The sequence below is a fragment of the Stieleria bergensis genome (assembly GCA_007745635.1).
Taxonomy (GTDB): Bacteria; Planctomycetota; Planctomycetia; order Pirellulales; family Pirellulaceae; genus Stieleria; species Stieleria bergensis.
In genome coordinates this window covers 4,928,441-4,955,276 of sequence record CP036272.1, presented here as the reverse complement: position 1 = coordinate 4,955,276, position 26,836 = coordinate 4,928,441, and the positions used below count along the sequence as shown (strand labels likewise).

Annotated in this window: 7 protein-coding genes; 2 read left to right on the top strand and 5 right to left on the bottom strand. The window is 55.3% G+C overall.

Annotation, left to right across the window (positions count from 1 at the left end; translation table 11 throughout):
* Positions 1–138: 138 nt before the first annotated feature.
* On the bottom strand, positions 139–1,677 hold the full coding sequence (locus SV7mr_RS17335) for a lipopolysaccharide biosynthesis protein (RefSeq protein ID WP_145274994.1): 1,539 nt from the start codon (positions 1,675–1,677) through the stop codon (positions 139–141).
* Positions 1,678–2,344: 667 nt separating this feature from the next.
* On the opposite strand from SV7mr_RS17335, the gene SV7mr_RS17330 reads away from it, so the two are divergent.
* Together SV7mr_RS17330 and SV7mr_RS17325 are read left to right on the top strand one after the other, a co-directional pair.
* Complete coding sequence (locus SV7mr_RS17330) at positions 2,345–3,358, top strand: GNAT family N-acetyltransferase (RefSeq protein WP_419187529.1); 1,014 nt, start codon at positions 2,345–2,347, stop codon at positions 3,356–3,358.
* A gap of 23 nt (positions 3,359–3,381) precedes the next feature.
* A complete protein-coding gene (locus SV7mr_RS17325) occupies positions 3,382–4,275 on the top strand; it encodes a polysaccharide deacetylase family protein (RefSeq protein WP_145274990.1) in 894 nt (297 codons plus the stop codon).
* A 73-nt stretch (positions 4,276–4,348) separates the two neighbouring features.
* Here the strand turns inward: SV7mr_RS17325 and SV7mr_RS17320 are convergent, their stop codons facing one another.
* From SV7mr_RS17320 to SV7mr_RS17305, 4 genes are all read right to left on the bottom strand, one after another.
* Complete coding sequence (locus tag SV7mr_RS17320; protein ID WP_145274987.1) at positions 4,349–5,227, bottom strand: HDOD domain-containing protein; 879 nt, start codon at positions 5,225–5,227, stop codon at positions 4,349–4,351.
* Positions 5,228–5,473: 246 nt separating this feature from the next.
* Positions 5,474–6,196: a pyridoxine 5'-phosphate synthase gene (locus tag SV7mr_RS17315; protein ID WP_145274984.1), complete on the bottom strand. Its 723-nt coding sequence runs from the start codon at positions 6,194–6,196 to the stop codon at positions 5,474–5,476.
* A gap of 88 nt (positions 6,197–6,284) precedes the next feature.
* A complete protein-coding gene (locus SV7mr_RS17310; RefSeq protein WP_419187528.1) occupies positions 6,285–7,823 on the bottom strand; it encodes a flagellar basal body P-ring protein FlgI in 1,539 nt (512 codons plus the stop codon).
* A gap of 714 nt (positions 7,824–8,537) precedes the next feature.
* Positions 8,538–26,693 (bottom strand): tandem-95 repeat protein, encoded by an 18,156-nt coding sequence (locus SV7mr_RS17305; protein ID WP_145274978.1) that lies wholly within the window; start codon positions 26,691–26,693, stop codon positions 8,538–8,540.
* Positions 26,694–26,836 lie beyond the last annotated feature (143 nt).

Here is a 26,836-nt window from a genome sequence, read left to right as displayed (position 1 = left end):
ATCTTGACCTGCGGGAATGCTGTTGACGGATTGGCAGGGCTGCAGTTTATCGATCCACAGCGAATTTGACCACAGGTAAGATGGGGCTCTGCGTGCTGGCCGTGCCAGCCTGTGTCGTTGTCACGCCCCGTTGCTGACTCAGTAGCCAGGCTTTGTTCTGGGCCGAAGCGTGTTGGCGACCTGGGCACAGAGTTTCGTTCTGGCCGAAGTGGTCAACAAGCTTTCTCCGCCCAACGCGATGGCGATCATCCCCAGCAGCGACGCCAGAGCATGCCAGGGGCCAAAGACGCTGGCGAAAAGTGCGGCGGGCAGAATGACGGTGCCTGGAAGGAGTTGCAAACCATGACGCGTGTTATAGGCGACCACCAAAACGAACGACAGCACCTGAGCCGCCAGCGTCGAAGCAGCCACTGCAAACACTCCCCAGCGATCAATCAGCAACCATCCCACCAAAGCATTGCAGAGCACACCCATCGCCATTAGCAGGCAAGTCATCCGTGCCTTTTCGATGCACCACAGGTAAGCCGTTGCCACGGTGGCAATCGCTGAGAAACTGGTGAAAACCAAGCAGATCGGCAGCAGACGCAGCCCGAGAGCAAATTTGTCGCCCCACAAGAGATGAAACAGCGCCGGACCCACAAAGGCCAACATCGTACAGGCAACCAAACACAACGCAGCGGTCCCCTGTATCAAATGATTGATCCGCGTTGAAACCGCCTCTCGATTACCCTGTTCCCATTGAGTGCTCAAATAGGGCAGGCCGGTGGAACTGATCATGGCGCCAATCGATGCGAGAACCAGGGGAATGATACAAGCGGTGTGATATTGGCCGACAAGGTGTTGGATGTGTTGCGTCTGTTCGGCACTGGATGTGGGATGCGGAATCAAATTGACAATCAGCAATCGATCACAGATCCCTGTCAATCCCATGACAAAGTCCGCTAGCCAGAACCAAACGGCAAAGGGCAACAGCGTCTTCCACAAGTGACCGCGCGTTGCCTTTGTGGGGCCATCGGCATGTCGATCGACATGCACGTACAGTAGACACAGCATTAACGCGATGGCATAGGATCCGAACAAGGCACAGACAATCGCCTCAGCAGTGGGCGGTTGCCAATACAAAAGACCCAAGCACAAGGCAGCAAAGCTGATCGATTGTGTGCACTGAATCCGAAACACGATGCGATTGAGACAGCGCCCGGTGAACCAGCTGGTGAAAAAGTTGAATGTGATTGGCAGAAACAAACCGATCGTGATCAGACGCGCCAAAAACACATTCTCCCGATCTCCTAAGAAATGCTTGGCGATCCAGTCCGCTGAAAACCAGAGAGCGAAGGTCGCCATCAGGGTCAAACTGAGGCAGGCTATCAGAGTTTGACGCAGGACGCGACGCGACTGCCCAGACGCTTGAAACGACGGCAGGTATCTTCCGAAGGAACCGGGGATTCCCAAGACTGCCACGGGGGCAGCGACGACCAGGAAATTGAATGCCAAGTCCCAGCGTCCAATCTGCTCCGGTGATAAGGAATCGCAAACAAAGAAGCTGCGAAAGAACCCAACGCCACGTTGCAAAACCATCAGGCCTAAGATCAGCAATAAGCTCTTGCTGAACGTATCGCTGGCCAGGGAGCCACCGCGGTTGGGTTGAGTTTCTGAGGCTGCTGGTTGCCGATCCATCGGTGGTGTTAGCTTTGATCGCGAGGTGACGGTGATGCGTTGTCTTTTGCTGTGATTGCTTCGACCGGGCGTGACGATCGTTCCTTGGCGATGCTTTACCTGAAGGGGGCGATGCTTTACCTGAAGGGGGCGATGCTGCACCTGAAGGGTCAGATTAGCGCAAGAGGTAACGAACCGTAGGTCAATCCACAGGAGCGGTCACAGAAATGAAGCGGCAGCCGCCGGTCCAGCCTGAAGCGGTTCCAGTTACAGCAATGATCCTGATTGATCAGCCGTGCCGCTACAACCACCGTTGGGAATTGTCAAAACCGTCATGGCATTCATGGTTGGCTTAAACGATGCGACCGTTGATGTTGGCATGACCGGCTCGCGAACGTAGATCGTTTCGATCCAGCCAACCTGAACGGCACCGGCGGCACACTGAACGATTTCTAGGAATGTTGAAGGCTTTCAATGAGCACCAATCTAGGTTGGAATTGACGCGTGTTCTGACCGGCAGCCGTCACTTTTCATTCGTTGATCTCGCCGCTAGCTTCTCCCTCAGTCATCCTTAACCCTCGCTTATCGTATGGACATACAGCTCATTGAGCGCCTCGATGCGTTGACGCACGATGACATTGCCTGTTGGAATCGACTTGCAGCAACGTCGATGCTGAGATGGGAGTGGATGAGCAGCTGGTACAGCGCGTTTCAAGATGATTACCAGTTACTGGTGTTAAAACTTTCCCACGCCGGCCGCTGTGTTGGTTTCGTCCCTTGGTGCCTGCGCAAACGCTGGGGCGGAGGGGACACGATTTGTTTTCTGGGCTCGGGGAAAGCAAGTAGCGATCATTTAAGCTTTTTGCTCGATCCGGACAAGCGTTCTGCGGCAGTGAAGGCTGTGGCCCAGTGGTTGCTCGCGTCTTCCTCGCAAGGGAGTCCATCGGTTGGGTTTAAGAACTGGGACAGCATTGAAATCGAGGGCGTTGACGCCAGCGACGAAACCATGTCCCTGTTTGTGGCCGAGTGTCAACGGTTGGGCATGGGAGTGCAGAACCGAAGTGATGAGCCCTGCTATGCGATCAAGCTGCCAGAGACGCTTGAAGACTATGTCAAGCAGCGATCCAAGAGCGGACGCCGTGAGATCCGCAAAGGATTGAAGTTGATCGATGAAGGAAACATTGTCATACACCACGTGACGCCCGATTCCTTTGCTGAAGACTGGCCCGTACTGGTCCATCTTCATGAAGCCAGGCGAGCCTCTTTGGGGGGCACGGGGTGTTTTGCCGACTCCAGGTTTGAGCAATTCCTGCGACAGGCCACCGAACAGTTGTTGAAGGCGGGGAGAGTCAGCTTCCAGGTTGCGATCTTGGAAGACCGTCCTGTGGCGGTTGAACTTTCACTGTTAGACGAGCACTCGGTACGGCTGTATCAATCTGGAATGGATCCTGAATTTCAGCAGATGCGTCCGGGAGCGGCCATTCTGGCGAACCTGATTCGGCGCTCCATCGAGAATGGTTTGAGCGAAGTGGACATGTTGCGCGGTAGTGAACCCTACAAAGAACGTTGGCTGGGGCAGCCCACTGAGACTCTGTCGCTGCGTTTGTTTCATCCAAAAAAGAGCGCCAAAGTCAGGCAAACAATCGTTCAGGTTGGCGCGACTCTGAAGGCCATCTTGCCCATTCGTTCGGCCACGCATTAGTTGGGAAAAGGAATTCGTCTCTTATGTCTCTCGTCACTCAGTTTGGGTTGCCGGTTTATCACTTCGCGACCGGACCGTATCGGCGGTCTCAGTTGCAGGCACTGCAAGCGTCCGGCCAAGCGCCCCTTTCGGTCCTGTTCTATCATCGCGTTGCGGATTCGCATCCGAACCCCTGGACAATCTCTGTCGCGGATTTCAAGCGGCAGATCCTCTGGTTAAAGCAGCATTGTGAACTGGTTTCACTCTCCGAGATTCAAAAACGAATGCGGGAGGGTGGATCGCATCGGCCAGCGGTGTCGATTACGTTTGATGATGGCTATGCAGAAAACAATGAACATGCCATCCCATTCTTGCTAGAACAGCAGGTGCCCACCACGTACTTTGTGACGTTTGGAAATGTTCAGCAGCAAACTGCGTTCGACCATGATCGGCAAGCAGGATGTCCAGCGATGCCGAACACCTTGACGCAGATTCACGCAATGTCGGAGGCCGGGATTGAAATTGGCTCCCACACCCGAACTCATTGTGACGTCGCTGCCTTGAAAAACGCCGCGCAGATTTATGATGAAGTCATTGTCGCTGGCGAACAGTTGCAGCAGGCGATTGGCAAACGCATTCGGTACTTTGCCTTTCCCACAGGAATGCCTGAAAACATGAGTCGAGCGGCTGTGACGCTGGCCAAACGGCATGGCTTGGATGGGATTTGCTCTGCGTTCGGCGCTTACAACTTTCCAGGTGATGATGCGTTTCATGTGCGACGGATCCACGGCGATCCCATGATGGCACGCTTAAAGAACTGGATCAGCTACGATCCTCGAAAGAGAAGAATCGGCCGTGCGTTTGAGTTCGCTGAACGGGCTGTCACTGAGCAACAAGTCCATGAATTGATGGATCTGCTTGCGCCGTCGACCAGTTGAATCATCGAGTTTGTCATTCAGAACAGACCATTGAGTTGGACGCAGATCGATTCAACCCCAGCTACAGAATCTGTTAGGGTGTGCTGAATTCAGGCAGCACCACATCCAAAATGTGATCCACGATTCCGTCGTGGTTCTTGACAATCTGAGGGTGCCCAAAGTTTGACAAGACATGCGCTCCGCGATTGAGGCCTTCATCGTATCCCGCGCGTTCTTCTTCACGCTGGTAGTAGTTGGCCATATGATCGGCTGCAGCCACTAATGCGATCAGTTTGCTGTCAGGGTGATGCGACTCAGGCAGGTGATGCATCTCAATGCTGGCAACAATCGATCGTGGCAGGTTGTTCTGTTCGGCGAACCAGGCGCCAAACTGGCAATGGTCGGTGCCAAAGTGTGCGTTTTCATTGGCGAGGTTTTCTTCATTGTCGTCAAAGGCAAGCCGATCAACGGTCGGGAACAGCTCAGGTGCCGCAACAGCTAGTAGCAAGCGTCCGAAGTCGTGAAGCAACGCGCTGGAGAATTCTTCGCCTTCGAACCCGAGTTTCAGTTCGCGATTCAACGTCGTGGCAACCTTTGCAGTTCGAAAGCTGTGTTGCCACAAGACTTCTCGGACCCACTCTTGTTCCAGAGGCAGCTTGCGCATCAAGCTTGCGGTTCCGGAGGTTAGCAAGAGGTTTTGCGTTTGATTGAGGCCCAATCGAATGATTGCTTGACGAATGTCCATGACGGGGGCGCTGGCACCGAAGACGACGCTGTTGGACATCGACAGGAGTTCGGTGGTTAGCTTGACGTCTTTTTCAATGACACTGGAAAGCTGATTGAGCGAACACTCGGGATCTTTGGCGATTTGCAAGGCTTCGATCGCGACGGCGGGAAGCATTGCGATATCGCCTGCCTTCTTGTTTAAGCGGGCGCGCAGCTCGTCTGCAGTGAAGCAGGTTTGAGAGGACATGTTGACTTCCGAGTTTCAAACACAGTGTGGGAGAGATGACAGCGAGCAGTTGGCCGCCCAGCGTTCCAAAACGCCACGCGGCCCTGCGTTCGAAAACGCCGTGCTGCGCAGTGCTCTCAATCTTTCGCCGCAATTTGATGGTGCTGCCGGAGGGAACGTCGAAAAAGAGACACCTAGGGGAATACCCTCTCGATGGGACCGGCAATCGTTTACGTCCAGACGCAACATTTTGGCCCGGTCAGCTTGTCAGGGACAGCAGACGTCGAGAATCCGTCGCATCTCAGCAACGGCTTGAGTCATACCGACCATGACGGCCCGGCTGACGATCGAGTGGCCGATGTTTAATTCGATCATGCCCGGGATCTTGGCCACCGGCCGGACATTGTGGTAATTCAATCCGTGGCCAGCATGCAGGCGCATTCCCGCCTCGATCGCCGCTTGGCCGGAAGTCTTTAGACGGTCAAGTTCCATGGCGATTTGTTCACGCTTGGCAATCGCGTAGGGACCGGTGTGAAGTTCAACCGCATCGACCTGCATGGCAGCGGCTGCTTGAACCTGGTGGATGTCTGGATCGACGAACAAACTGGTATAGATTCCGCGCTCTTTGAGACGCGCCACAGCATCGGCGATTCGACCGTTGTCAGCCGCCACGTCTAAGCCGCCTTCAGTGGTCACCTCTTCGCGACTTTCCGGAACCAACAGCGCCCAGTCCGGTTTGACCTCCAGAGCAATTTGCACCACGTCTTCGGCACAGGCAATCTCAAAATTGGTCCGCACCGTGACCGACTGCATCAGTCGCTGGACATCAAGATCTTGAATATGACGCCGATCTTCACGCAGGTGAAAGGTGATGCCGTCGGCGCCACCCTGCTCTGCCATCGCGGCGGCGATGATCGGATCGGGTTCATAGGTGCGACGCGCTTGTCGCAGGGTCGCGACATGGTCAATGTTTACGCCAAGTTCAATCATTGTTGAATACTGGATTGCCAATGCCGCCGATCCGGTGACGGATCCGCGGCAGATCGTGATGCGATGCTAAGCAGCGTTGCTAGCTAATCTATTCAGACGATTGCTCACGATAGTAGGTTCGCATCGATTCTGGTAGTGGGTCGATGGCAACCTGGGCGAGGATATGCCCTTGGTTTTTCAATTCTTTGATCAATGAGATCACATCGCCGTAGTCGCCGCCGATGCTGGCGACCCCTTGAGCCAACCCTTGCAGAGTGGCTGGCATGCTGACTCGGCGATCACGTTTGCCGACTTGAAATCGTGCCAAACTGATCTGCTTAGAATTCTGCAAACTGGGTTTGACGATCAATCCGCTCGGCCCACGGACAGGGCTTGTTAAGTCCAATGCGACCTCTCCGAAGACCACGATTTCCTGACGCTCATGCGTGGAAATCACGACGGCGGGCGACGCGTCAGATTCTAGATTGTAGTACAACGCAACGCCATCAATTCTGCTGGGGGCAAGCAGGGCCATCGAGTCACTACGCTTTCGCAATACATGAAATGCCCCGTACCTGGCTTCAAGGCTAGATTGATGGAAGAGACGTTCTAAGGTGGTGATCACTTCCGGGTGCCGAACCCCCTGCAGAGCCAGTAAGGCTGAATGGCGGAAGGCCGGCTCGCTGATGATGCTTTGCTCTAACACGGGAATGGCTTCTTTGCGATTCAAGTAAGCCAATGACTCGGCTGCGTAGAAACGCAGCTCTGGGTTTTGCTCGTTTGCCAAGACATCCAGCAACACCGGAATGCCACTGTCACCGATGGCTTCCAGTTGCAGGGCAGCTTTGCTGGCTGTAGAAGCCTGCTTCATGTCTTCGGCGAGCATTTCAAGTCGCTCTTGCCCACTGATTTCACCGGGATTGAGAATGATCGAATTGATCACGGCAATGTAGCGGCCAATCGCGTTGTCATATCGAGGGTGCAATTCCAAACGCAGGAAGTCATCATTCACCGGCTCGGCGACGCCACGTCGTGTGGATCCGTCAAAGAAGAAGAACCGTTCGTTGATGACTTTGGAAACTGCAATCGATGAAGAGACGTTTTGGAAGTCAGGGCGCAGCCACAGTCCGATCTCTCGATCTTGTTGAACGGTCGCACCGCGAAGGATTCGCGCCTGAGTTCGAGTATCGAGTTCGGTGCTGTTCTCGATCGCTCCACGCGTGGTCAGCTGACCGGTGCTGATCGCCATCACGTCGCCGCCACTTAGACGGCCGCCTACCATGGCTTCGACTCGCAGTCGGGAGTCTAGCAGCCAGCCGCCGTGCAAGTTTTCGGTGTTGGAGCTCGATGGAGCTTTACAATACACATCCACTCGGTCGCCGCGTTTCGCGCCAGCGGGAATGTAGGCGTGCACCTGCACCAACGCGTTGGTCGTTTTTTCAAGCAAGTGGTTTGGATTGGAGACGTCACTGCGATTCATGTCGTCAAGCAACGCGTCTCGCAGAATCGATGGATCGGGAGCGCCACCTGATCCTGGCAAGGAGTCGACTAAACCAACCCCGGTGACCTTGATGGGTTCCAAACCGCGTGCCGCGACGGCTTGACCAACCTGTGCCGGTAGCTCTTTGATCTCCGATGCTTTCATCATCGCCAGATTTCTGTCTTCCTTATTTTGGGAAAACAGGTTGCAGCCGGTCGTCGAAATGACCGCCGACAACATCGCTGAACAGGAAAGCAGCATGAAGCGCCGTCGATCCTGTGAGGCATCTCTGGAGCGTCCAGAAGTTTGATCGGTTGGCTGCAAACGCCCGTTGTTAGAAGTTGTGCCCGGAAGTTTACCCGGAGCGGAGGCGTGTGGGGCGGGATGGCCCAGGGTTTCCGCGAGGTGTGGGGTTCTGCGGTCCATTGATGAGCGACCTAGCATTGAGTTTGCAGCATGTTGAAAGAGAACTGTCGCTCCCCCCCTCGCTGATTCACTGTGTCCCACGCCGGGGCAGCGATTCCAAGCTGGGGAGCCTGACATCGATTGGGTTGCCTATAGCAAAAGTGAACCCCTCACGGCAAGATGGCCCTGAATCCGCCCACACAAGAATTCTGCTTGGCACCCATCGCTGGGCTCTGGCGAGAGAACTGAGGAAGATTGCGCAGAATCAGGGGTTCTAAAGCCGATGCTGTGAGGCCGATGCTCTGAAGCTGGAATAGGCCGGCGAGACAGGCCAGCTCGCCACCGGGTGGCTCCAGAGCAGCTGATCCACCCGGTGGTTTTGAATCCGGCAGGGCGATGCGGCAAAAAGAAAGCCCCTTGGCGTCTCGCGAACGACAAGGGGCTTCATCTATCTGGGAACTAAGGATGCAGCGATGCCTAGGCTAAGTCAGCAAAAGCAGCGTCGACAGCTGACACGTGATCATCCTTGTCGTCGTCATCATCAATGTCGTTGGCCAGCAGTTGAATGACCTCGTCCTGAACCGGTGCTGGCGTTGGGATTTGCTCCGTTTGACCACTGGCCTGACGTGTCAGGTAATTGATCACATCCAGGGCGTCGCGGAGTCCAACCGTCTGGTCCCCGTTGACGTCATAGTACGCAGGGCCAGAGTCTAGTTCGGTCACAGGAATGGAGAGCGACCCGGAGGAGGCAAGTCGGTTGATCACCAACAAAGCATCCAGTGGGGTCACGTTGCCATCGCCGCTAACGTCTTCTTGGAGAACGGGGTTCTGCAAGCGGCTACCGATCACATTGATCGTCACGGTGGCCGCTTCGCCCAAACGCCCATCATCGTCAGCCATGATGTACTGGAACGTATCGATGCCGGTAAACGTTGGCGATGGAATGTACCGCACGGTGCCGTCTGCCAGTGGAACCGCCGTCCCTCTGGATGCTGGCGAGGTGATCTCGATGGATGTCAGGTCCAAGCTGCCATCAGGATCGCTGTCATTGTCTGCGACATCAACGATCACCGGTTCATCGACGTACGTGCTAGCACGATCATCAATCAAGATGGGTGCCGCGTTGGCCAGGACTCGGACCGTGGCTTCGTTACTGAAGACGCCAAGGTTATCGGCGACTTGGTACTTGAACGTATCCTGAGTCGTGAACACTGACGACGCCCGATAAATAACGATTGTGTCACCGTTATCGTCCGAGCCCAATTCAAGCGTACCAAAGGCCGGTTGGCTGGTAATCTCGAACGTGCTTGGGTTCACGTCACCATCGATATCGAAGTCATTGTCAAACGCACGAATGATGGTGGGTCCGTCAGCATTCAGCGTCGGTGAGTCGTCGACTGCCACAGGAGCGTCATTGACCCCGTCGATGGTAATCGCAACGGTGACAATGTTGCTGGTCGCACCGGCCAAGTCAATTGCACGGTAGGTGAACGAGTCCACCAAGCGTCCTTGTTCCGGAATCACCTCTTGGCCGTTGATGATCAATGCCGGCTGATAAGGCGGCAATGACTGGATGGCATCAGAGAACGTTGGGTTGTAGGTGAAGTTGCCCGTCGTCTCGTCATAGGTCACCAGAGCGCCATTCTGTGTCAGCGGCGAAAGCACATTCACATCGATGGATAGCGTGTCGCTTGGATTGCCCAAGTCAGGGTCGATGTCATTACTGAGCAATGTTGACGATGGAATCGTCAGCACGATGTCTTCAGTCGATGACAGTTCATCTGCAACAGCTGTTGGTGCGTCGTTGATCGGAGCGATCAGCAGATCCAACGCGAACGGTTCCGATGCGGCTCCTTCAGAGTCAATCGCGGTGACCATCAGGTTCACCAATCCGTTGGCATGAAGAGCCGGGATGAACCGCAATTCACCCGTCATGTTGTTAGGATCGGCGGCGTTGACGTTGATTTGAGGCTGTTGCTGGAACAGTCCCTGTTGGTGAGCTGGAACAGCAACATCGAATCGCACCGTTTGCTCACTTTCGTCAGCCGGTCCAGGTGAAACCTCTTCTGCCCACGTGGCGGTGTAGGGGCCACTGTCTTCATCAACTTGGATGAATTCCAGTCCGTCAGCGATCTCGTAGGTAGGCGCGTCGTTGACCGGATCAATGGTGATCGTGAAGGCACGCGAAATCGATTCGGGATCCGTGCCATCGGTCGGCGTATCGGTTAGCACAGCCGTTGCCAGGACCGTCCCATTTGCGTTCAACGCAGGGACGAAGTGCAGGCTGGCCGTTTTCGTTTCAGGATCGATGACTGCGGTGGGCTGTTCTGCGAACAGGGCTTGATCTTCCGGAGACAGGACGATTTCGAACTGCAGGACCTGATCCTGTTCATCTTCAGCGCGAGGAGGGCCAGCCAGGATGTTGGTCGCCCAGTTTTCAATCGGTGTCCCTTCTGGCGGACTGGAGTAGTTGCCGTCTTCGATCACGTTGACATTCTGAGGCCCACTGTAAAGCGGCGGATCATTGACCGGTTTGACCGAAATCAGCACCGTGTTCGTCGCAATGCGGCGGTCGGGGACTTCCGTCAGGTCGGTGCCAATTTCCACACTGGTTCCGTCATCGGTCACCGTGTAGATGAACGTGTCGGTTCCGTTGAAGTGTTCACGCGGGGTGTAGAAGAATCCGGTGATCTCACCGTCGTTGTCGAACTCTGGAGTTAGCGTGCCGCCACCCACTGTCCGTTGTGGCAAGATCGGATCAAAGCTGACCGACTGATTTCCACCAGGGGTGATGTCCGACGATTCGTTGTCTGGTCCAGGTGCAAACACGTCTAGCAAGCCAACTTGGTTGCCAGTGGTTCGTGCCGGAATGAAGATCGGGTCGATGGGGTCTTCCAGAATTTCATTCCCATTGGCGTCTTCAGTGATCTCGATCGTTGCCGCTCCATCGACCAGTACCGGCGAGTCATTGACGGGCAGGATATTGATGGTGATCGTCGCAGGCTGTGAAGCCCAGTCATCACCACGCTCTGGGTTGCGTTCGCCATTGTCAAGCAACTGAACTTGGAACACAAATTCACCGAAGACATCTGCAGCGGGCTCAAACGTCAGGTTGCCCTGGGGGCTGATCGCAGGAGCAACATTGAAGAACTGCGACATCTCCGTTGGAAGGAAGGACCGTGGCGCCACGTCGAAAAAGACATCCTGTCCAATGAGTGCGTCGACTTCATCGAATGCACTCAACGGCGGAGCGGCGTGAATGCCAACCGCAAAGCTGTTGACACGCGTTAGCGAACTGTCTTCAAGCACTTCGATGGGCTGGAAGCCAGCCTCTGGATTCGAAGGATCCGCAGGAGCACGGTTGACGATGAACTGAGGCTCGTCATTGACAAAGTTTAGATTCAAAATCACTGCGTTGGTGTAACTCAGCGGATCTGAAATCAGAGTGCCATTGATGTCTTGGTAGGTGCCACCGTTGTCAGTCACGGTGTATTCGAAGACATCCGGAATGCCAACAATGTTGTTGTAGTTCAACGGTGGCGTGTAGTAGACACCCTCGACACCGTTAACGGTCATCGGGACAAGCATACCACCGCGTTGCGTTTCAGTTGGGACATCGATCGATAGCGTTTGATCGCCACCATGAACGCCTGGTGCTGCTTCGTTGTCCGGGCCGACGGTCAGTGCGTCAATCAAACCCAGGCGGTTGAAACCCTGGATCGATTGATCACGTCGGAATGGAATGAAGAAGGGCTCAAACGGTTCGCCAACAGCAGGTGTGACGTCTTCTCGCAGGGTATAGGAGATCACGCCAAAGCCGTTGGGATCACTTGGTCCGCCAACTGCCCACTGATCGTCATCGCCGTTTTCCTGACCCTCGCCAGCAAATTCGGTATTGACTCGAGGCCCGTCGTTGACCGGCAGAACCGTGATGGTGATCGTTGCTGCATCAGCCGTGTTCTGGTCTCCGCGAGCATCATCCGCGTCCCCGCTATCGATGTAGTCGATCACAAACTCGAACACACCAAAGGCGTCAATCGCAGGAGTGAACGTGAGCGAGCCGTCTTGTCCAAGTGTCGGCCCATCGGCGAAGAAGTTGTCTTCGTCGGCTGGATCATAGGACATTGGCGTCAAGAACAGTTCAGCTGTTTGGTTTTCCAGTTCATCGGTCGCCGTGTCGGGGCCGGTCTGCATGCCGGTGACCAAGTCGGGGATCACCGTTTGCGTGCTGTCTTCCAGAACACGAATGTCTGCAAAGGGACTCGCTGGATCATTCGAATCGACGAGCGGCAAGTTGACATCGAACAATGGTTGGTCATTGACCGGGGTCATTGTCAGCGACACGGTATTCTGGCTCGCTTTGAAGTCGTCTTGCAACGAGCCTCCGATCGGCTGCGATCGACCATCATCAATCACGCTGTACACGAACGAATCTGGCTCGCCAATGTCCAAGTTGTAATCAACCGGTGGCGTGTAAAACACGCCGAAGACTTCAAGCCCGTTGCCGTCGATAATCGATCCCAATTCCAGCGTTCCGCCCAGTTCTGTGGCGGTCGGCATGCTTTGCAAGCCAATGGTCTGGTTGCCTGCATAAGCATTGGGATCAAGCTCATTCAAAGGACCAGCGGTGAAGACATCAAACAGGCCAAGCGGATTGAACAGCGGCTCGTCATCGTCATTGGTTCCAGCTGAGGTGCCGTAGAACGGAATGAAGTACGGCTCAAACGCGTCGCCAACGGCAGGCGTGTTGTCTTCCTTGAGTGTCAAGTTGATGGTGCCATCGAGGTCCAAGCCCGTGACGTCGTCGATCTGTTCATTGACGCTGTACTGGTCGTCGTCACCATTCGAATTCGATGTGCCTGTGACTTCGGGGACGAACCGTGGCGCGTCGTTGACTGGCAGGACGCTGATCGTGAACGTTGCCGTGTCCGCGTTTCGCTCGTCTCCGCGAATCGGATCGTCGTCGCCGCTGTCCTGCAGATTGATGACGTACTCAAAATCACCATATACATCAAACGCAGGTTTGAAGCTTAACGTGCCATCCTGAGTCAACGTCGGTACTTCATCGAAGAAGGCACTGACATCGATGGGGTTGGTTGGCGTGAGAGTCAAGTCCAGTGTTTGGGTTAACAATTCATCGGAAGCCGTTGGGTCAGGGCCCGCCAAAATGTTGTTGACAAAGCCAGTGATGGTGACGGTGTCGGTGTCTTCCAGGACCTGCAGCGGAGCCAAGCCGCTGTTCGGATCACCTGAGTCGACCAATGGCAAGGCAACGTCAAACAGCGGTTGGTCATTGACGTCAGTCAAATTGAAGCTGACCGTGTTGGACGAGATTCTGAAATCGTCTTGCAGAACATCGTTGATGGGTTTCGAGGTGCCATCGTCGATCACTTCATAGACGAATGAATCTTCAATGCCAATCTGGTTGTTGTAATCAACCGGTGGCGTGTAGAAGACTCCGTCGACGCCATCCTTCGTGCCCAATTCCAGCGTTCCGCCCAGGGCGGTTGTCGGTGGCAGGGAATGCAGGGACAACGATTGGTCACCCGCATAGGCTCCTGGGTCTTCGTCCAGTCCGTCAATCTCGTTTTGTGGGCCAGGGACAAAGACGTCGATCAAGCCTACTGGGTTGTAACCAGCGACGTCGGGGCGACGCAGTGGGAAGAAGTACGGTTCCGGAGCACTGCCCACCGGTTGGGTGTTGTCTTCCTTGAGCGTGTAGGTGATCGAGCCGTCGGTTTGTGAAACGGAATAGGCGTCGTCACTTGGGTTCGCTGGATTTTCAACCAGTCCAACCAGCTCGGCAGGATCAAGTCGCGGTGCATCGTTGACCGGCAGAATGCTGATCGTGAAGCTAACGCTGACCGCTTCATTGCGATCACCACGGTCTGGGTCGCTGGTTGCATCGTCAAGGCCATTGTCCACCAAGGTGATCGTAAAGCCCAAGTCGCCATAGTAATCCACGGCAGGCTTGAAGCTCAATTGGCCGTCCTGTGTCAGTTCTGGCAGTTCCGCAAAGGCCGCAGCAACCGCGCTTGGATCGTTGGGGATCAACGTCAGCGTCAAGTCTTGAGAGGCCAATTCATCCGTGGCGGTCGCAGCTGGTCCAGCAAAAATGTCAAAGACAAAGCCGGGCAGGGTCGTTGTCGCACTGTCTTCCAAAGCCTCCAGCGGTGCCAGCGGACCGGTGGGGTCATTGCTGTCAGCGGCCGGCAAGTCCACGCTGAACAGCGGCGCGTCATTGACAGGCGTGAGGTCAAAGACAACGGTGTTGGCGGTTTTCAGTGCGTTGGGAATCAACGTGCCATCAATCACCTGATCGGTTCCATTATCGATGGCTTCGTAAACAAAGGAGTCAGGGCCGTCGATGTCGCGGTTGTAATCTGTTGGCGGTGTATAGATCACCCCTGCAACATTATTGACCGTGGCGACCTCAATGGTACCGCCTTTCTCGGTGGTTGTCGGAGGAACAACCAGTGAGACCGTTTGGCCACCCGCGGCAGCATTTGGATCAATTTCGTTTTCCGGTCCGGCAACGAAGACGTCAAGCAATCCGAAGGGGTTGTAACCGACAATGTTCGGATCACGACGCAGTGGAATGAAGTACGACTGTTTGCTGGCATCCACGGCAAGCGTGTTGTCCTCTTTTAGTCGATAAGTAATCGTCCCGTCGATCACCAAGCCCGTCGCAGGATCAACTTCTTCTGCGACTTCGTAAGCGGCATCCGCGTCATTCGGATTCTCAACCAAATCGGTTCCTGTCACGTCAGGATTGAAACGCGGTGGATCGTTGACGGCGAGGACGGTGATGGTGACCGTGACGGACTCCGCATCGTGGACGTCGCCACGTGCTTCGTTGTCGTCTCCGGTATCCTCCATCAGGATCACGAATTCATAGCTTCCGTAAACGTCGGTATTGGGTTGGAACGTGAGTGTTCCGTCCTGTTCCAGCGTCAGGCCGTCAAGGAAGAACTCCGCTTCGTTCAGCGGGTTATTTGCTCCAGGTTCCCAGGACAGAATCGTCGTCTGATCCCGCAATTCGTCTTCAGCGGTCGTCGGGCCGGTCAGGATGTCGAACACAAAGCCCGGGATGATCTGTTCCGGGGAGTCTTCTGTAAGGAACAGTGGCACACGTGGTCCGCTGGGGTCGTTGCTGTCAACGAGCGGAAGATTGACGTTGAATGTTGGCTGATCATTGATCGGAACCATGTTCAAGAACACGGTGTTGCTCGATGACTGTGGTTCGTCTGTCAACGCACCGTCACGGAAGCTCAAACCATCGTCGGTAACCGTGTAAACAAACGAGTCAAGTGGCGTGTTGAACAGGTTGTTCTGATCCGTCGGTGGAACGTAGAAGTAACCGTCCACAGTCTGGCCACCGATGTCCTTCGTTCCAGGTGTTAACGTCCCGCCAAGAGTCGTTGTCGCTGGCACATCAAGCAATGGCAACGTTTGGTTGCCATAGGGGACATCAGATGCTTCATCGTCGGGACCAACGTTGAAGACATCGACCAATCCGATCGGCGCGTAATTGGCTCCCGTGCCACCGGCCAATCGTGCCGGAATGAACAGGGCCTCTTCAGGTTGCCCAACAGCCTGTGTGCCGTCTTCGGGCATCGTGTACGTGATCGAGGCGTCGGTGACGAAGCCCGTGGTGATATCGACCACGTTGGCAACTTCCCAGCCATAATCTTCAAACGGATCATCTGCCGCATCAGGCTGGCCATTGGTGCCAGCAACCGCGGGATCGAAGCGTGGTGCATCGTTCACTGGGTGAACGGTGACGGTGAACGTCTTGGAGGTGCTTTGTGGGTCAAGCGTTGGTCCACCGTTGATGTTGGTGCCATCATCGGTCGCAGTCACGACATAGATTGCTTCACCGGAGAAGTCCATCGTGGGATCGAAGGTGATCGATGAGCCAGTGGAGACATCCGGCAAGCCCGCCATCAGGCCTGTTGGGGTTTCGTTTTGCAGTTCGATCGAGAACGTGACATCCTGCTGACGCTCGTCTTCACCATACAGATCGGGATCACCACCGAGAACGCCAGTGAAGAAATCTTCGATGGTGAAACTTGTCGTTTCGTCTTCCCAGATTTCCACGCTGGTTGGAATGTTAAAGATTGGATTCGCATTGAAGGGTTCAACTTCGATGCTGACGGTGGCAAAGTTGGCAGAGTCCAGGAATTCCTGTCCTTCGTTACGCTGCGTGCTGATCGCATAGCGGAACGTGTCGGTGCCTTCGAAGTCCAAGTCCGGGAAGTACGTGAAGTGGGCTTGAGCGGCGTCATCCAGGCGAACGTGACCGAATTGCGTTCGGTACAATCCGGTGATTTCATCAAACGGCGCGTCGATCACGACCTCTGGTGAGAGGTATTGGTCGTCAGGAATGCTGTCTTCACCGTTGTCAAACAGCGATTGGTTTTCACCTCCATCAACAACCAGCACGTTGTCTTCGCTAACGGAGTAGCTGTCGTCCTGCGGTACAGGCACATCAACATTGACAATATTCACGTGGTAGTCTTCGACTTCCCCGCCCAAAGCCATCCCATCAGGACGTGTGATGCCTTCGTCCGAGAGACGGAATCGAGCGTACGTCATGCCAGGCACTGCGTTCGGTGGAGTGAACACGCGGACTTGGTTGACGCCTTCAGCCATCGTTCGACCGGTGATGATTTTTTCACCTGGATCGAGGAAGTCACCATCAGCGTTGAAGTCAACCCAGGCGTCGAGCACGCCGCCACCGGTGACGACGATTGGCAGGATGGCACCTGCGGCGTCGTTTCGGTTCAGGAAGGCAACCACATCAGCGGGCGAGACGGTGCCATCGAGCGTCTGATCTACAAGGAACAGGCCCGTGGTCGTCACGTCGCCGACGAATGAGCCAACACTTAGGCCGTCATCATCATCCAGCAAGTCATTGTCGTCACCATCGGCATTCGGCCCAGGCTGACCGTCTTCGTTGCTGTCGAATTCGGTCCCGAGGAAAACGTCAGGGCGGTCGGGACTGATGTGACGCGCACCGTTGCTTTCGTTCAGTGTGCGGTAGGTATCCGGCGCGTCGCCAAAGTCGATTTCAACTGGCGGAATGATGATCGTGAAGCGGGTTTCACCGTCCACTTGATTGCTGCGCAGATGGTTGCCGGCTTTGTCAGCAATCTGATCGTTGTTCAGCGTCACGATGTAGATGCTGGATCGTTCCCAAAGCGTTGCCAGGGGTGTGATGCGAAGCTCGCCGATCAGTTCGTTGAAGGCAATCGAATAGTCAATGCCTTGCTCCAGCGGTACGCCGTTACGAGTGATCGTGAGAGCGGTTTCGGCAACGGTCGGGTCATTGGTGTTCAAGACCGTCAGCCCGTTGACACCAGTGCCTTCAAAAGGAGAGCTCGGGTCTGGACCGTCACCCAATTGAATGCGGAAGTTTTCCACAATGGGGTCGGCAACCATGACCGTCGTCAGTTCGGGATCAAGGTCAGCGCCCTGAATGTCGTTGTCGACTGGATTGAGCAAGAAGGCAAACGGTGCCTCAAAGTCGGAGACGTCGGTTGCACCGCGGTCAACGAAGTTACCGTTGCCGCCCGGACCAGCGCTGGAGTCCACTCGCAGCTGTCCATAGATGTCACGATCAGGAGCGAAAATTGGGCTTTCTGGAATCCCGAGTTCACGCTTGAAGTTGACATAGTTCAAACGGTCTTGCTCAACCTCTTGCGAGCTATCAACGGCCAGCGAGCTGCTGACCAGAATGTAGTTGCCATTGGCACGATCGATGAATAATGGATCGCCGTTGCCGCCTTGCAGGACAACCGTTCCGGCATTGCCGTTGTTCGCATTGTCCTGGAAGAAGTTCGTACGGATCACCGAGCCGGTGCCACCATTGGTGATGCCACGATTGAGATCATTGAACACGTTGTTCATGATGGTCGGGCTGGCCTGGCCGCTAACATTGATGCCGATTCCAGTTTGGTCGGCACCAACAAAGGTGTTGTTGACGATTCGGGCCTGAGGAACTGGCAGGTTCGGATTGGTGCCGTTCGCTCCAGCAAAACGCACTCCATCGCCACCGACGATCACATTGTTTTCAACCACCACACCAGGGACCAAACGCTCTGCATTCAATTGCGGGAACTGAATCACGGGGCCCACGTGTGGAACATTCCCGCCCGCTTCGGTGACGCCGGGTTCGATGTTGATTCCAACGGTGGCTGAATCGCGGATGAAGTTTGACTCCAAGATCAGCATGCCTTGAGCACGTTCGCGGTTGCGGTCCGCGTCAATCTCGCTGGAGTTCGGGTTGACCGTGCTGCTTTCAACAATGTGCTGAACGTTGGTGTCAAAGACAGACGTGACGGAGTAGTTCGGTGAACCAGGTTCGGTGATGTATTCGTCTTCCGTACGGCGAATCTCTAACTGGTACTGACCAAAGGCTGGATTGTTGAAGCCGCTTGGATCAACTGGCACGGTGGTGGTCCCAGCGTCGCTGTTGGCGCCGGTGACCATCTCCCCGCGTTCAGCGAAACCGATGATGATGTCATCGATAAAGAAGCCTTCGTGGTTGTTGTTGTTGCTTCGTACCGATCGATTGTTGTTCGTCAGTTCACCGACCGTTCCGAAGCCACCCTCAGGGGTCGTTCCAGCGGTACTGAATTCAAACCGCAAACGGAGGTCACCCCGATTGGCATTGTCTTCCGTTTTGGCGTACGAAGAAAGGTCGACTCGGGCCTGACGCCACTGTCCCGTGCCATCGTGGAGGACTTGTCGTAGTTGATTCTCGTCACTCTCGCGAAGATCGACTGGACGCACCGGGCGATTCTTTCCCGCATCCGAAAATTGACTTAGGAATGAAGGCAGTTCACCGGTATTGTTGGTGGTCAACAATTCCCAATCGCCGCCGTCTTCGCTGATGAATACGCGGGCTCGGTCGATCTCTTGCGTGTCACCATCACCCGTGTCTGTGTCCAAGAAGTAGTTGAAGTAGAGCGTCGGACGATCGTGATAATCCCAGTCAGCCAACGAGAAAGTGTTGGTGGTCATCGTGCCATAGCCACCACCGGGTAGGTTGATGTTATCACCGATGACTGGATTGCTTGTCAAATCCTGGTGATACGCAGCGGTCAGAATACCGTACTGACGGTTAACGTCAAACTGATTGTAGTCTGATCCCTCGGTCGTGTTGTTTTGGTACTGTTCCAACCCAAAGTAAAGGCTGGTTCCACCGCTAGAGGCAGCGCGAGTATCGTCCGGTGCCGCGTTAATCCCGTGTCCAGGATTGTTGCCGCGATGGTTCGATGTGTGCCAGAGGTTGAAGTCCAGAGGGGAGAAGGCAAGGCCGACGGCATTGCCACGCCCAAGGTTGATCGAGGTCGCATCGGCCAATCCATCGCCTGTGCTATCGAATTCCGTTCGCAAGATCCCCTCGATTTGAGCTGCATCTGAGAGGTCTGTTGCTGCATTAACAGCGTCCAGATCAATCGCAAACATCTCTCCTGATCGTGTGACGGCAAAGAGAACGTCTTTCAATCGTCCGCCTTCCACGTTCTGCGGTCCGAGTGCTAGGCCTTCGAATTCAAGTTCACCGTAAGAGGTAAGGCCAAAGTCAAACCGACGTTGAACCTGACCTGATCCTTTGTTGATTTCCAGGAACTCTCCAGCGCGGGTAACACCGAACAGGGAACCGCTTGAGAAGCCGCCAAACGCGAGTCCAGTCACCCGTCCCTCTAGTGGGCCTGCAAGACCATTGGCAGCGTTCACAGAACCATCCGACGCACTGGTGGACGGACCACTTTGTAAGGCAAGCGCCCCATCGGTGTCTTCTTGCTCACCAGCGCCCGCAAACCCTGTCTGTGTCGTCACGTTCGCTGTGAAATACTTGCGAACTTCGGCGCTGTTGTTGATCAAGCTGGCAATCGCACCAGCGGTCGGGTTGGGGTTGTTGTCGATATTGAGCGTCAACGTGCCTGTGGTGCGGTTGACAGAAACGCTGTTGTTGCCAATATCGTTCTCGTTGATCTGCAGCGTGAACTCGCCGTTGCTTCCAGGCACTTTTGATTCGATGCGAACTTGTGCGGAAGGCGCATTCGCATCGCTGACGGAGATTGTGCGACTGGCGAACGTGACCCCATTTGGTTGGATGTCACCTTTCTCACCCCAGGGCTGGTTGGCCGCTTCTGCGGCCGAGCCGTTGTTGGGATTCGCTCGGTACAGTTTCGAATTCTCAGTGATCCCGCCTCTCCAGGACTCGGTCTCAAGGTCCAGGTTGTCCGTACTGTTCTCGCGAACGGAATAATACAGGTCGTAGTTGTTGGTTCCGTTACGTTCCCACGCCAGTGCATCGACCCAGTCAGTGGTGGCGAGTTCCGAGAAGTCGTTATTGCTAACGGTTGGCTGAGCTGACGACGGAATATTGTCTGCCTGACTCGAAATGACGCTGCCGTCATCTGGGTTCAGTTGCACCAAATTTCCGACTTGGTTGATGTTGTCAGCGACTCGTTGGTAAGCCCATAGCGTTCCATCGGAACGCATGACGATGTCCTGGTAGTCGTTACGCGAGTTCGGTGTGTAGGAATTGACTGCTCCCCCGAAATCACCGGCAACCGTCGTGACTTCGCCGCCCGTAAATGGATCCACGGTGTAAAGCGCATCGGTGTCAGCATTCAGAACATCGGTCGTTAGATACAGCGCGACATCGCTAAACGTAAAGGGTGTGACGTGAGTGTCGAGTTCAAGGCTGGTTTCAACGTCCAGCAAAGCACCACCTGTTGGCAAGTGTTCCTCGCCGTTGGAAACGTATCCCTGTGATCCGATGTGATCCTCAATGACTCGTTCGACCGAGTTGACTGGTTCCAGGCGAGTTAATGCATCTCCACCTCGATTAAAGACTCCATTCAAGGTGGCAGGGATGGTGCCGGAACTCATCACGGCGACGAAGTAGTTGTTGTTGCCCTCGGCAGTGGTCGAAAGGTGAACGGGTCCGATGTAGGCGTCTTTCACGCTCAGCGAGCCACCACGCAGGTCTTCGATCTCCGACTGATCATCGGCGATGTTTGAGTCGCGGCCGATATAGATCAGCTCCAAGTTGCTATTGAAGACGGCGATCGTCGTGTCGCCTCGCACGGCTCCAGCGGAATAGTCGATGTCAAAGACGACGCCGACCGTGTTGTCACGCAGTCCACGTGGGTCGCTGCCGTAGTTGTCTGCGTCGACCTGAGCAACTTCAAAGCGATAGAAGTCCACATCGCCATGACTACTGAGCGATCCACCCAAGTTGATCGCGGCCAAGTCGGTCTCGAGCAGGTTGACCAACTGCTCGGCTCCACCGGCTGTATTGTTGCCTCCGTTATTTAGCTCGCCGGCGTCGCCGGTTAACAAGCTGTGTGCTGGCAAGCCACGAACGTCGATCCCGGTCGAAGCATAGCGAATGTCCGCGTAACGAACGGTAGAACCAGGGAACTCTTGCACTTGGCGTGCGCGAATCTGCAACGAGTACTCACCGCTGCTTTCACCGTCCAAGCTGCTGATGCGAACAAAGTACGTTCCCGACGCGCTGCTGCCCGGCAACTGGTAGAACATGCCTGGGTCGCGAATGTTACTGCTGTAATGGTCAACCCCTAGCACAGGGTTTTGGGTCAGGTTGCTTTCGTCAAGTTCGCCAGCAATCTCGTTATCCGACAGCGCGCCAGTCACGCCATTTTGGATCGATCGAGCCAGCACGGTGCCGGTTGGGCTGAGGACTTCGATGACGGCATCCAGGGTCATGTCCGTGCGATCAATGTCTAGCCAGACTCCTGTGCCCGGAGTGGCTTCGAAGCTGTAAACATCCCCGTCGGTTGAATCATCAGGGCTGATGAAACCATTGACCTCAAAACCAAGGCGACGGGTTTCATCGCCACCTGTTTCATCGGGAGCCAGTGTTCCCAAGAATTGTGACGTGTAGGTTGAGTCATTGATGTCGTTGCCAGTTGTCAGCGGGTTTTCAAGTTCGCGTTCAATGGCAACGTTGCGGTCGTTACTGAATTCGTCGAACCGCAATCCACGCCAGCCACCGGAGTTGCCCGTTGATGGGTTGGCCGAGTTGTTGGTGTTGTATGCGACCGCACCGGAAGGCGTGTAGCCAGCACCCACCGAGTCATCGCTTAAGTGTGTCAGGACAACCGGGTGGCCCACTGCACCTAACACGTGCACCGTGCCACCGATTCGATCGTGGATGTCCAGCGGCTTGCCAGTCGCCGTGAAACCAGCGTTGTTGCCAGCGAGTTTGACGATCAAGCTTTCGGTGTTGCTGCTCTGCAGGGTCAGGCCGCTGTAGGTGTGGTGGTTGCCAACGACAATCTCATTTCGCAGGACATGAACAATGTCCGTGTCGTCCCAAACCGTCTCCGTTGTCAGCGTTTGGCCGATGATTTCTAGACCGTTGGTTTGGTTGTTTTCCAGTGCGTTCAGGCGGATCAGTGGACCACGGTTGTCGTCGAACTGAGCGTAGCGATCGATCAGGCCGGTTGCCCGGCCGGGATCTCGCATGTTTTCAAACCGCATGGCATTGGCATTGATCGTCATCGCATCGCTGGCGTTGTCCCGAACAATGTTATCAACCAGGATGGGCTGTGCGCCGCGAATATAGATCGCTGCACCCGAGTTCGGGCCACGACCGCCACGGTTCGAATTGTCTGCGCCGCTGCCATTGCCATAGATTTCGGTATTGGCAATCCGCGCCCAGGCTTGGTGGATTTCGATTGCACCAAAGGTCGCGTCACCACCTTCAATCGGACTCAGGCCACCGCCGTAGGCGATGATCGCATGATCAAGGCTCGCGGAGGTCATGTGGCCGAAGTACAGCCCGCCCCAGTCGCCGGCATTGGGGCTGGAGTTTGGTGTGTTGTTGGAATCAAACGAGCCACTGCCGCCAAAGCGATCGTCGCCGAGTGAGGTAAAGACGATCGGGCGGTTGACGGTGCCTTCTGCGATCAAGGCGCCCGCACCACGCTCGGTTTCAATGCGAGCGTCAGACAGTTTCAGAACCGTCCCCGGATCGATGGTCAACCGGCCAGCGATGCGTGCTTGGAGTGCTCCACCGGGGACTTCAACTGGACCACCGGCTGCCCCATCAATCAACAGGTTTTCGGTCAGAATGTGAGTGATGCTGGTGTCATCAAAGCGTGCCGACTCCGTTAGCTTTTCAATCGAGCTGCCAAACTCCGTGGAGACACGAATGTACAGGCCATCGATGGTGTTGCGACGCAGGTAGTTTCCGTCAATGTCAGGACCAATTCGGTCGACACCCGCGGAGGTGTAGAAGCTCTCGGCAAAGCTATTGGGCGTGGCCGACATTGCCGAATCGGCGCTCTGCCAGATGTAGTTGAATGAGACCGTGGGCCGAGCGTCAATGATGTTGACGGGGTTGTAGACCGCTTCTTCCGATTCAACAACCACTTTACCACCGCCATGCTTGATGTCAGCATGGTTGATGTGATTCAGGAAGATGCCGTGATCTTCCAGGTCCGAATCGTCACGCATCACGATACCACCAAAGTCACCCGATCGGACAGTGATGTTCAGGCCGTCGGAATTACCGCCAGCCGTGTCGTCGTGGTAGGAACGCAAGAAGACCGAGCGCTCGGGGGTTCCCAAGATTTGGATCGCTGATCCTTTGCGGCTGACCTGAGCGCTAGAAGTCCCCGCGTCAAGATTGGCTTTGCGCATTTTCAGCAACGCGCCAGCGTGCAGCATTGCGGTGACACCCTGAGGGACCAAGAAGTCCGCGCCGTCTTCTAGAGGGAAGCCACTGACATCGTCACCAATCAGATAAGGCTGGTTGTCTGCGATCGTATCAACGTTGCCATCCAAACCACCGTTGCCCACAATCTGGACCAGGTTAGGTGTGTTCAGCAAGGTTGGCGAATCTTCTAGGTCAAGATCATTGACGCCAGAGAGCTGTACGACACGGCCTTCAATCGTTGCGGTCACACCGTTCAATGCAGAGCCGTTGATCGCTGCCTGAATCGCGGTCGCGATGTCAGCAGCACTGTCGCTCGTTGGATTGATCGGAGTGGTGCCACCACCAAAGGTAAACGTGATTTGGCCAAAGCCATCGTCAATGGTGAAGGATTCGCCGCTCAGGTCGCCGCCGTCACTGGGGATGACCAATCGTGAGCCTGCGGCCGTCAAGGCATCCGAAATGCGGCTGAACGGGTTGCTCGTCGATCCAGTCTGGTTGTTGGCGAGGTTGGTCTTGTCGACATAGATCGACGTGTCGGTGTCACTGGACTGGAACCAGAAGCGGTGCACGCCACCAGGAGCGCCATCTTGATCACCGTCCAGTGCCGTGCCACTGGTGTCGGTTAATGAACCGTTCAAGGACGAAGCGCTAAACGAGAGTCGCAGTTCGTAGTCGCCTTGGGTGGACCCGTTGGAACCAGAGTTTTCGACCTGAGGATCGTAGTTCGTGTTGCCTGTGCTAGAGACGCCAACAAAGTAGGTGCCGGCATTGACAGGGACGGAGATGTAAGAGTCCGAGCCAAAGTACTGATCGTTTTGGGCGACCAGTTCAAGCTCACCGGTCAATGCGTCTTGGCGGAAGAGCTGCAGGGCGCTGTTTAGCAAGCTGGGATTGCTCAGCCGTTCAGCGAAGGTTTCTAGCTCCAGCGTCCCAGGTTCGCTCACATCGAACTGATACAGGTCGATGTCGTTACCACTGAGCGGTTGTTGCCGACGAATGTGTGCCAGGTCATGGTCGCCTGGGTAAACTGCAGCGCCATTCAAGTAGCTTTGTTGGCCCATGGTTGCGGGCAAACCGTAGGCGTGAGGCAGTTCCAATGCGTGCCCCAATTCGTGGATCAGAACATTGGTGAAGCTGTCGCCAAAGAAGCGGTTCGAGTTGTCCCAGACGTTGCCGTTCATGACAACAAACCCAGGGCCACCCCAGCTGGTGCCACCGTTGGGGTCGTCGTCGGGGACGATCGATCGTGTATCGCCCTTTCCGACCGCAAGTCGACCGCCCTGTGTGGGACCGTTTGAAGGAACGGCTTCAATGAATTCCCAGCCCGAGTACTTGGCGTAGATTTCAAAAATCTGACGCGCAATCTGTTTTTCAGATTCGGTGATTAAGTTTGGATAGGGATTGCCTAAGGGATCGTCACCCAGGGTGTCGGGGAAGTAATAGTACCGCGTTTGGATCGCCTGAGGTGCAACGGGGCCAATGCCTTCAGAGCTGGAATTGACGTGGTCGTCATTCTCGACCAAGTTGCGGTGGCCAGGCTCGTCGTTGGCCCCTGGTGGCAGCAGGACATTGGGAAGCCCGCTATTGTTGATGCTGCGGCTGAACTGGACGGTCGTTTTGCCCAGTGTTCCCAGTTGCGTCGCTGATTGAGTCGACGAATTGGAGTTGTTGGTGCTAACGTTCGTTCCCGTGGTGGAAAGATCCAGCCGGTAAGCGCCGGTTGATGCGGCTCCAACGCTGCGAACTTGCAAGAAGTAGTTCCCGCCGGCCAGTCCCCCTGCGAGATAGTTCAGAACTGCACCGGGAGCCGTTGCACCCGCGGTGGCAATTTCGACACCGCTTTGGTTGGTCAGAACCACTTCAAGTTGCAGTTCGGCGCTTGAAGGGAACAAGCCAATGCTCAGGTCATCACCGGGCAAGACATTGACTTCGTAATAGTCGACATCCGTTGCATCATCGCTGACGCCGCTGGCATCACCAAGGAAGCTATTGTCAACAAAGGTTTGCCCCGCGAAGAGCGTGCCAACTTGGACGGCATTGCTTTGGAGGTTGTCGTCAGCCAGAGGTTGCCCGATGTCCAATCGGAACGTGCCTTCGGGAATGTCCTGGGCGAAGGTCAGCGTGGCCGTATTGGTGTTGGAGTCATAGCTAACCGTCTGCGGTAGGATCGTTGTGTCATCAACCGAGGTCTCGCTGACTTCGGTATTTGTCAACCGATAGAATTTGGGATCCTCGGCCTGCTCTTGGTCGAGTGGTTGATCGTCAAAGTGAACGACGATTTCGTTACTCGCCTGTTGCAGGTTTCCGTTGCCATCACGACTGATGGGTTGGGGAATCACTGAAACGACTTGCGCACCGCGATCGAGTCGGAAACTCTGAACGAGGTCCAAGCCGTCATTAAAGGCTTCACTGCCGCGGTTTTGCAGCGGGTTCGCACCGGTACCGACGATGCGGATTTGGTACCAATCGTCCGGCATGGCGACGGCAGGATCGTTCGCATTAAACGCTGCGTCGCTGGCAGGTCGGAACACGATCTGCTGCAGGTTCGTGACGTCGTCTTGGCCCGGCTCTTGCAAGCCGATGTAGCCCATCGCGACGTCGATTTCGTTGCCGTCGCTAAAGGTTCCATCACCACCGGAGCGAACCAGTTGCACGGAATTGCTGGAGATCGATGATTCGTCCAGGTCGGCGCCGCCGCGGAACAGCAGGTTGAAATCGCGGGGAGCCGTTTTCAGAACGTCGCCATCTTCTAGCAAGGCGCCTGCATCGGGGCGAATCGCAATCAGCTCCGGCCCGGCGAGCAGGTTCCGGTCCTCAAGCTTTTGCACCAGGTTCTGGCGTGCTGTGGCCTTGCTCCGTTGACGTTTCTTCTCGTTTCGCCGTTTAGAGATCTGAGAAAGCCGAGAACCAATGCGTCGAAAACTCATCGTGCGATCCAAAAATCAATGTGATTATTGCCGCTTGTGATCCAATGCAGGACACAGTCGGCACCCAACAGGGAAGGTTGGGAAATGAAATAAGTAATAAGCTAGCTATCCAGGTTGCATGCCGAGCGAAACCGTTTCATGCG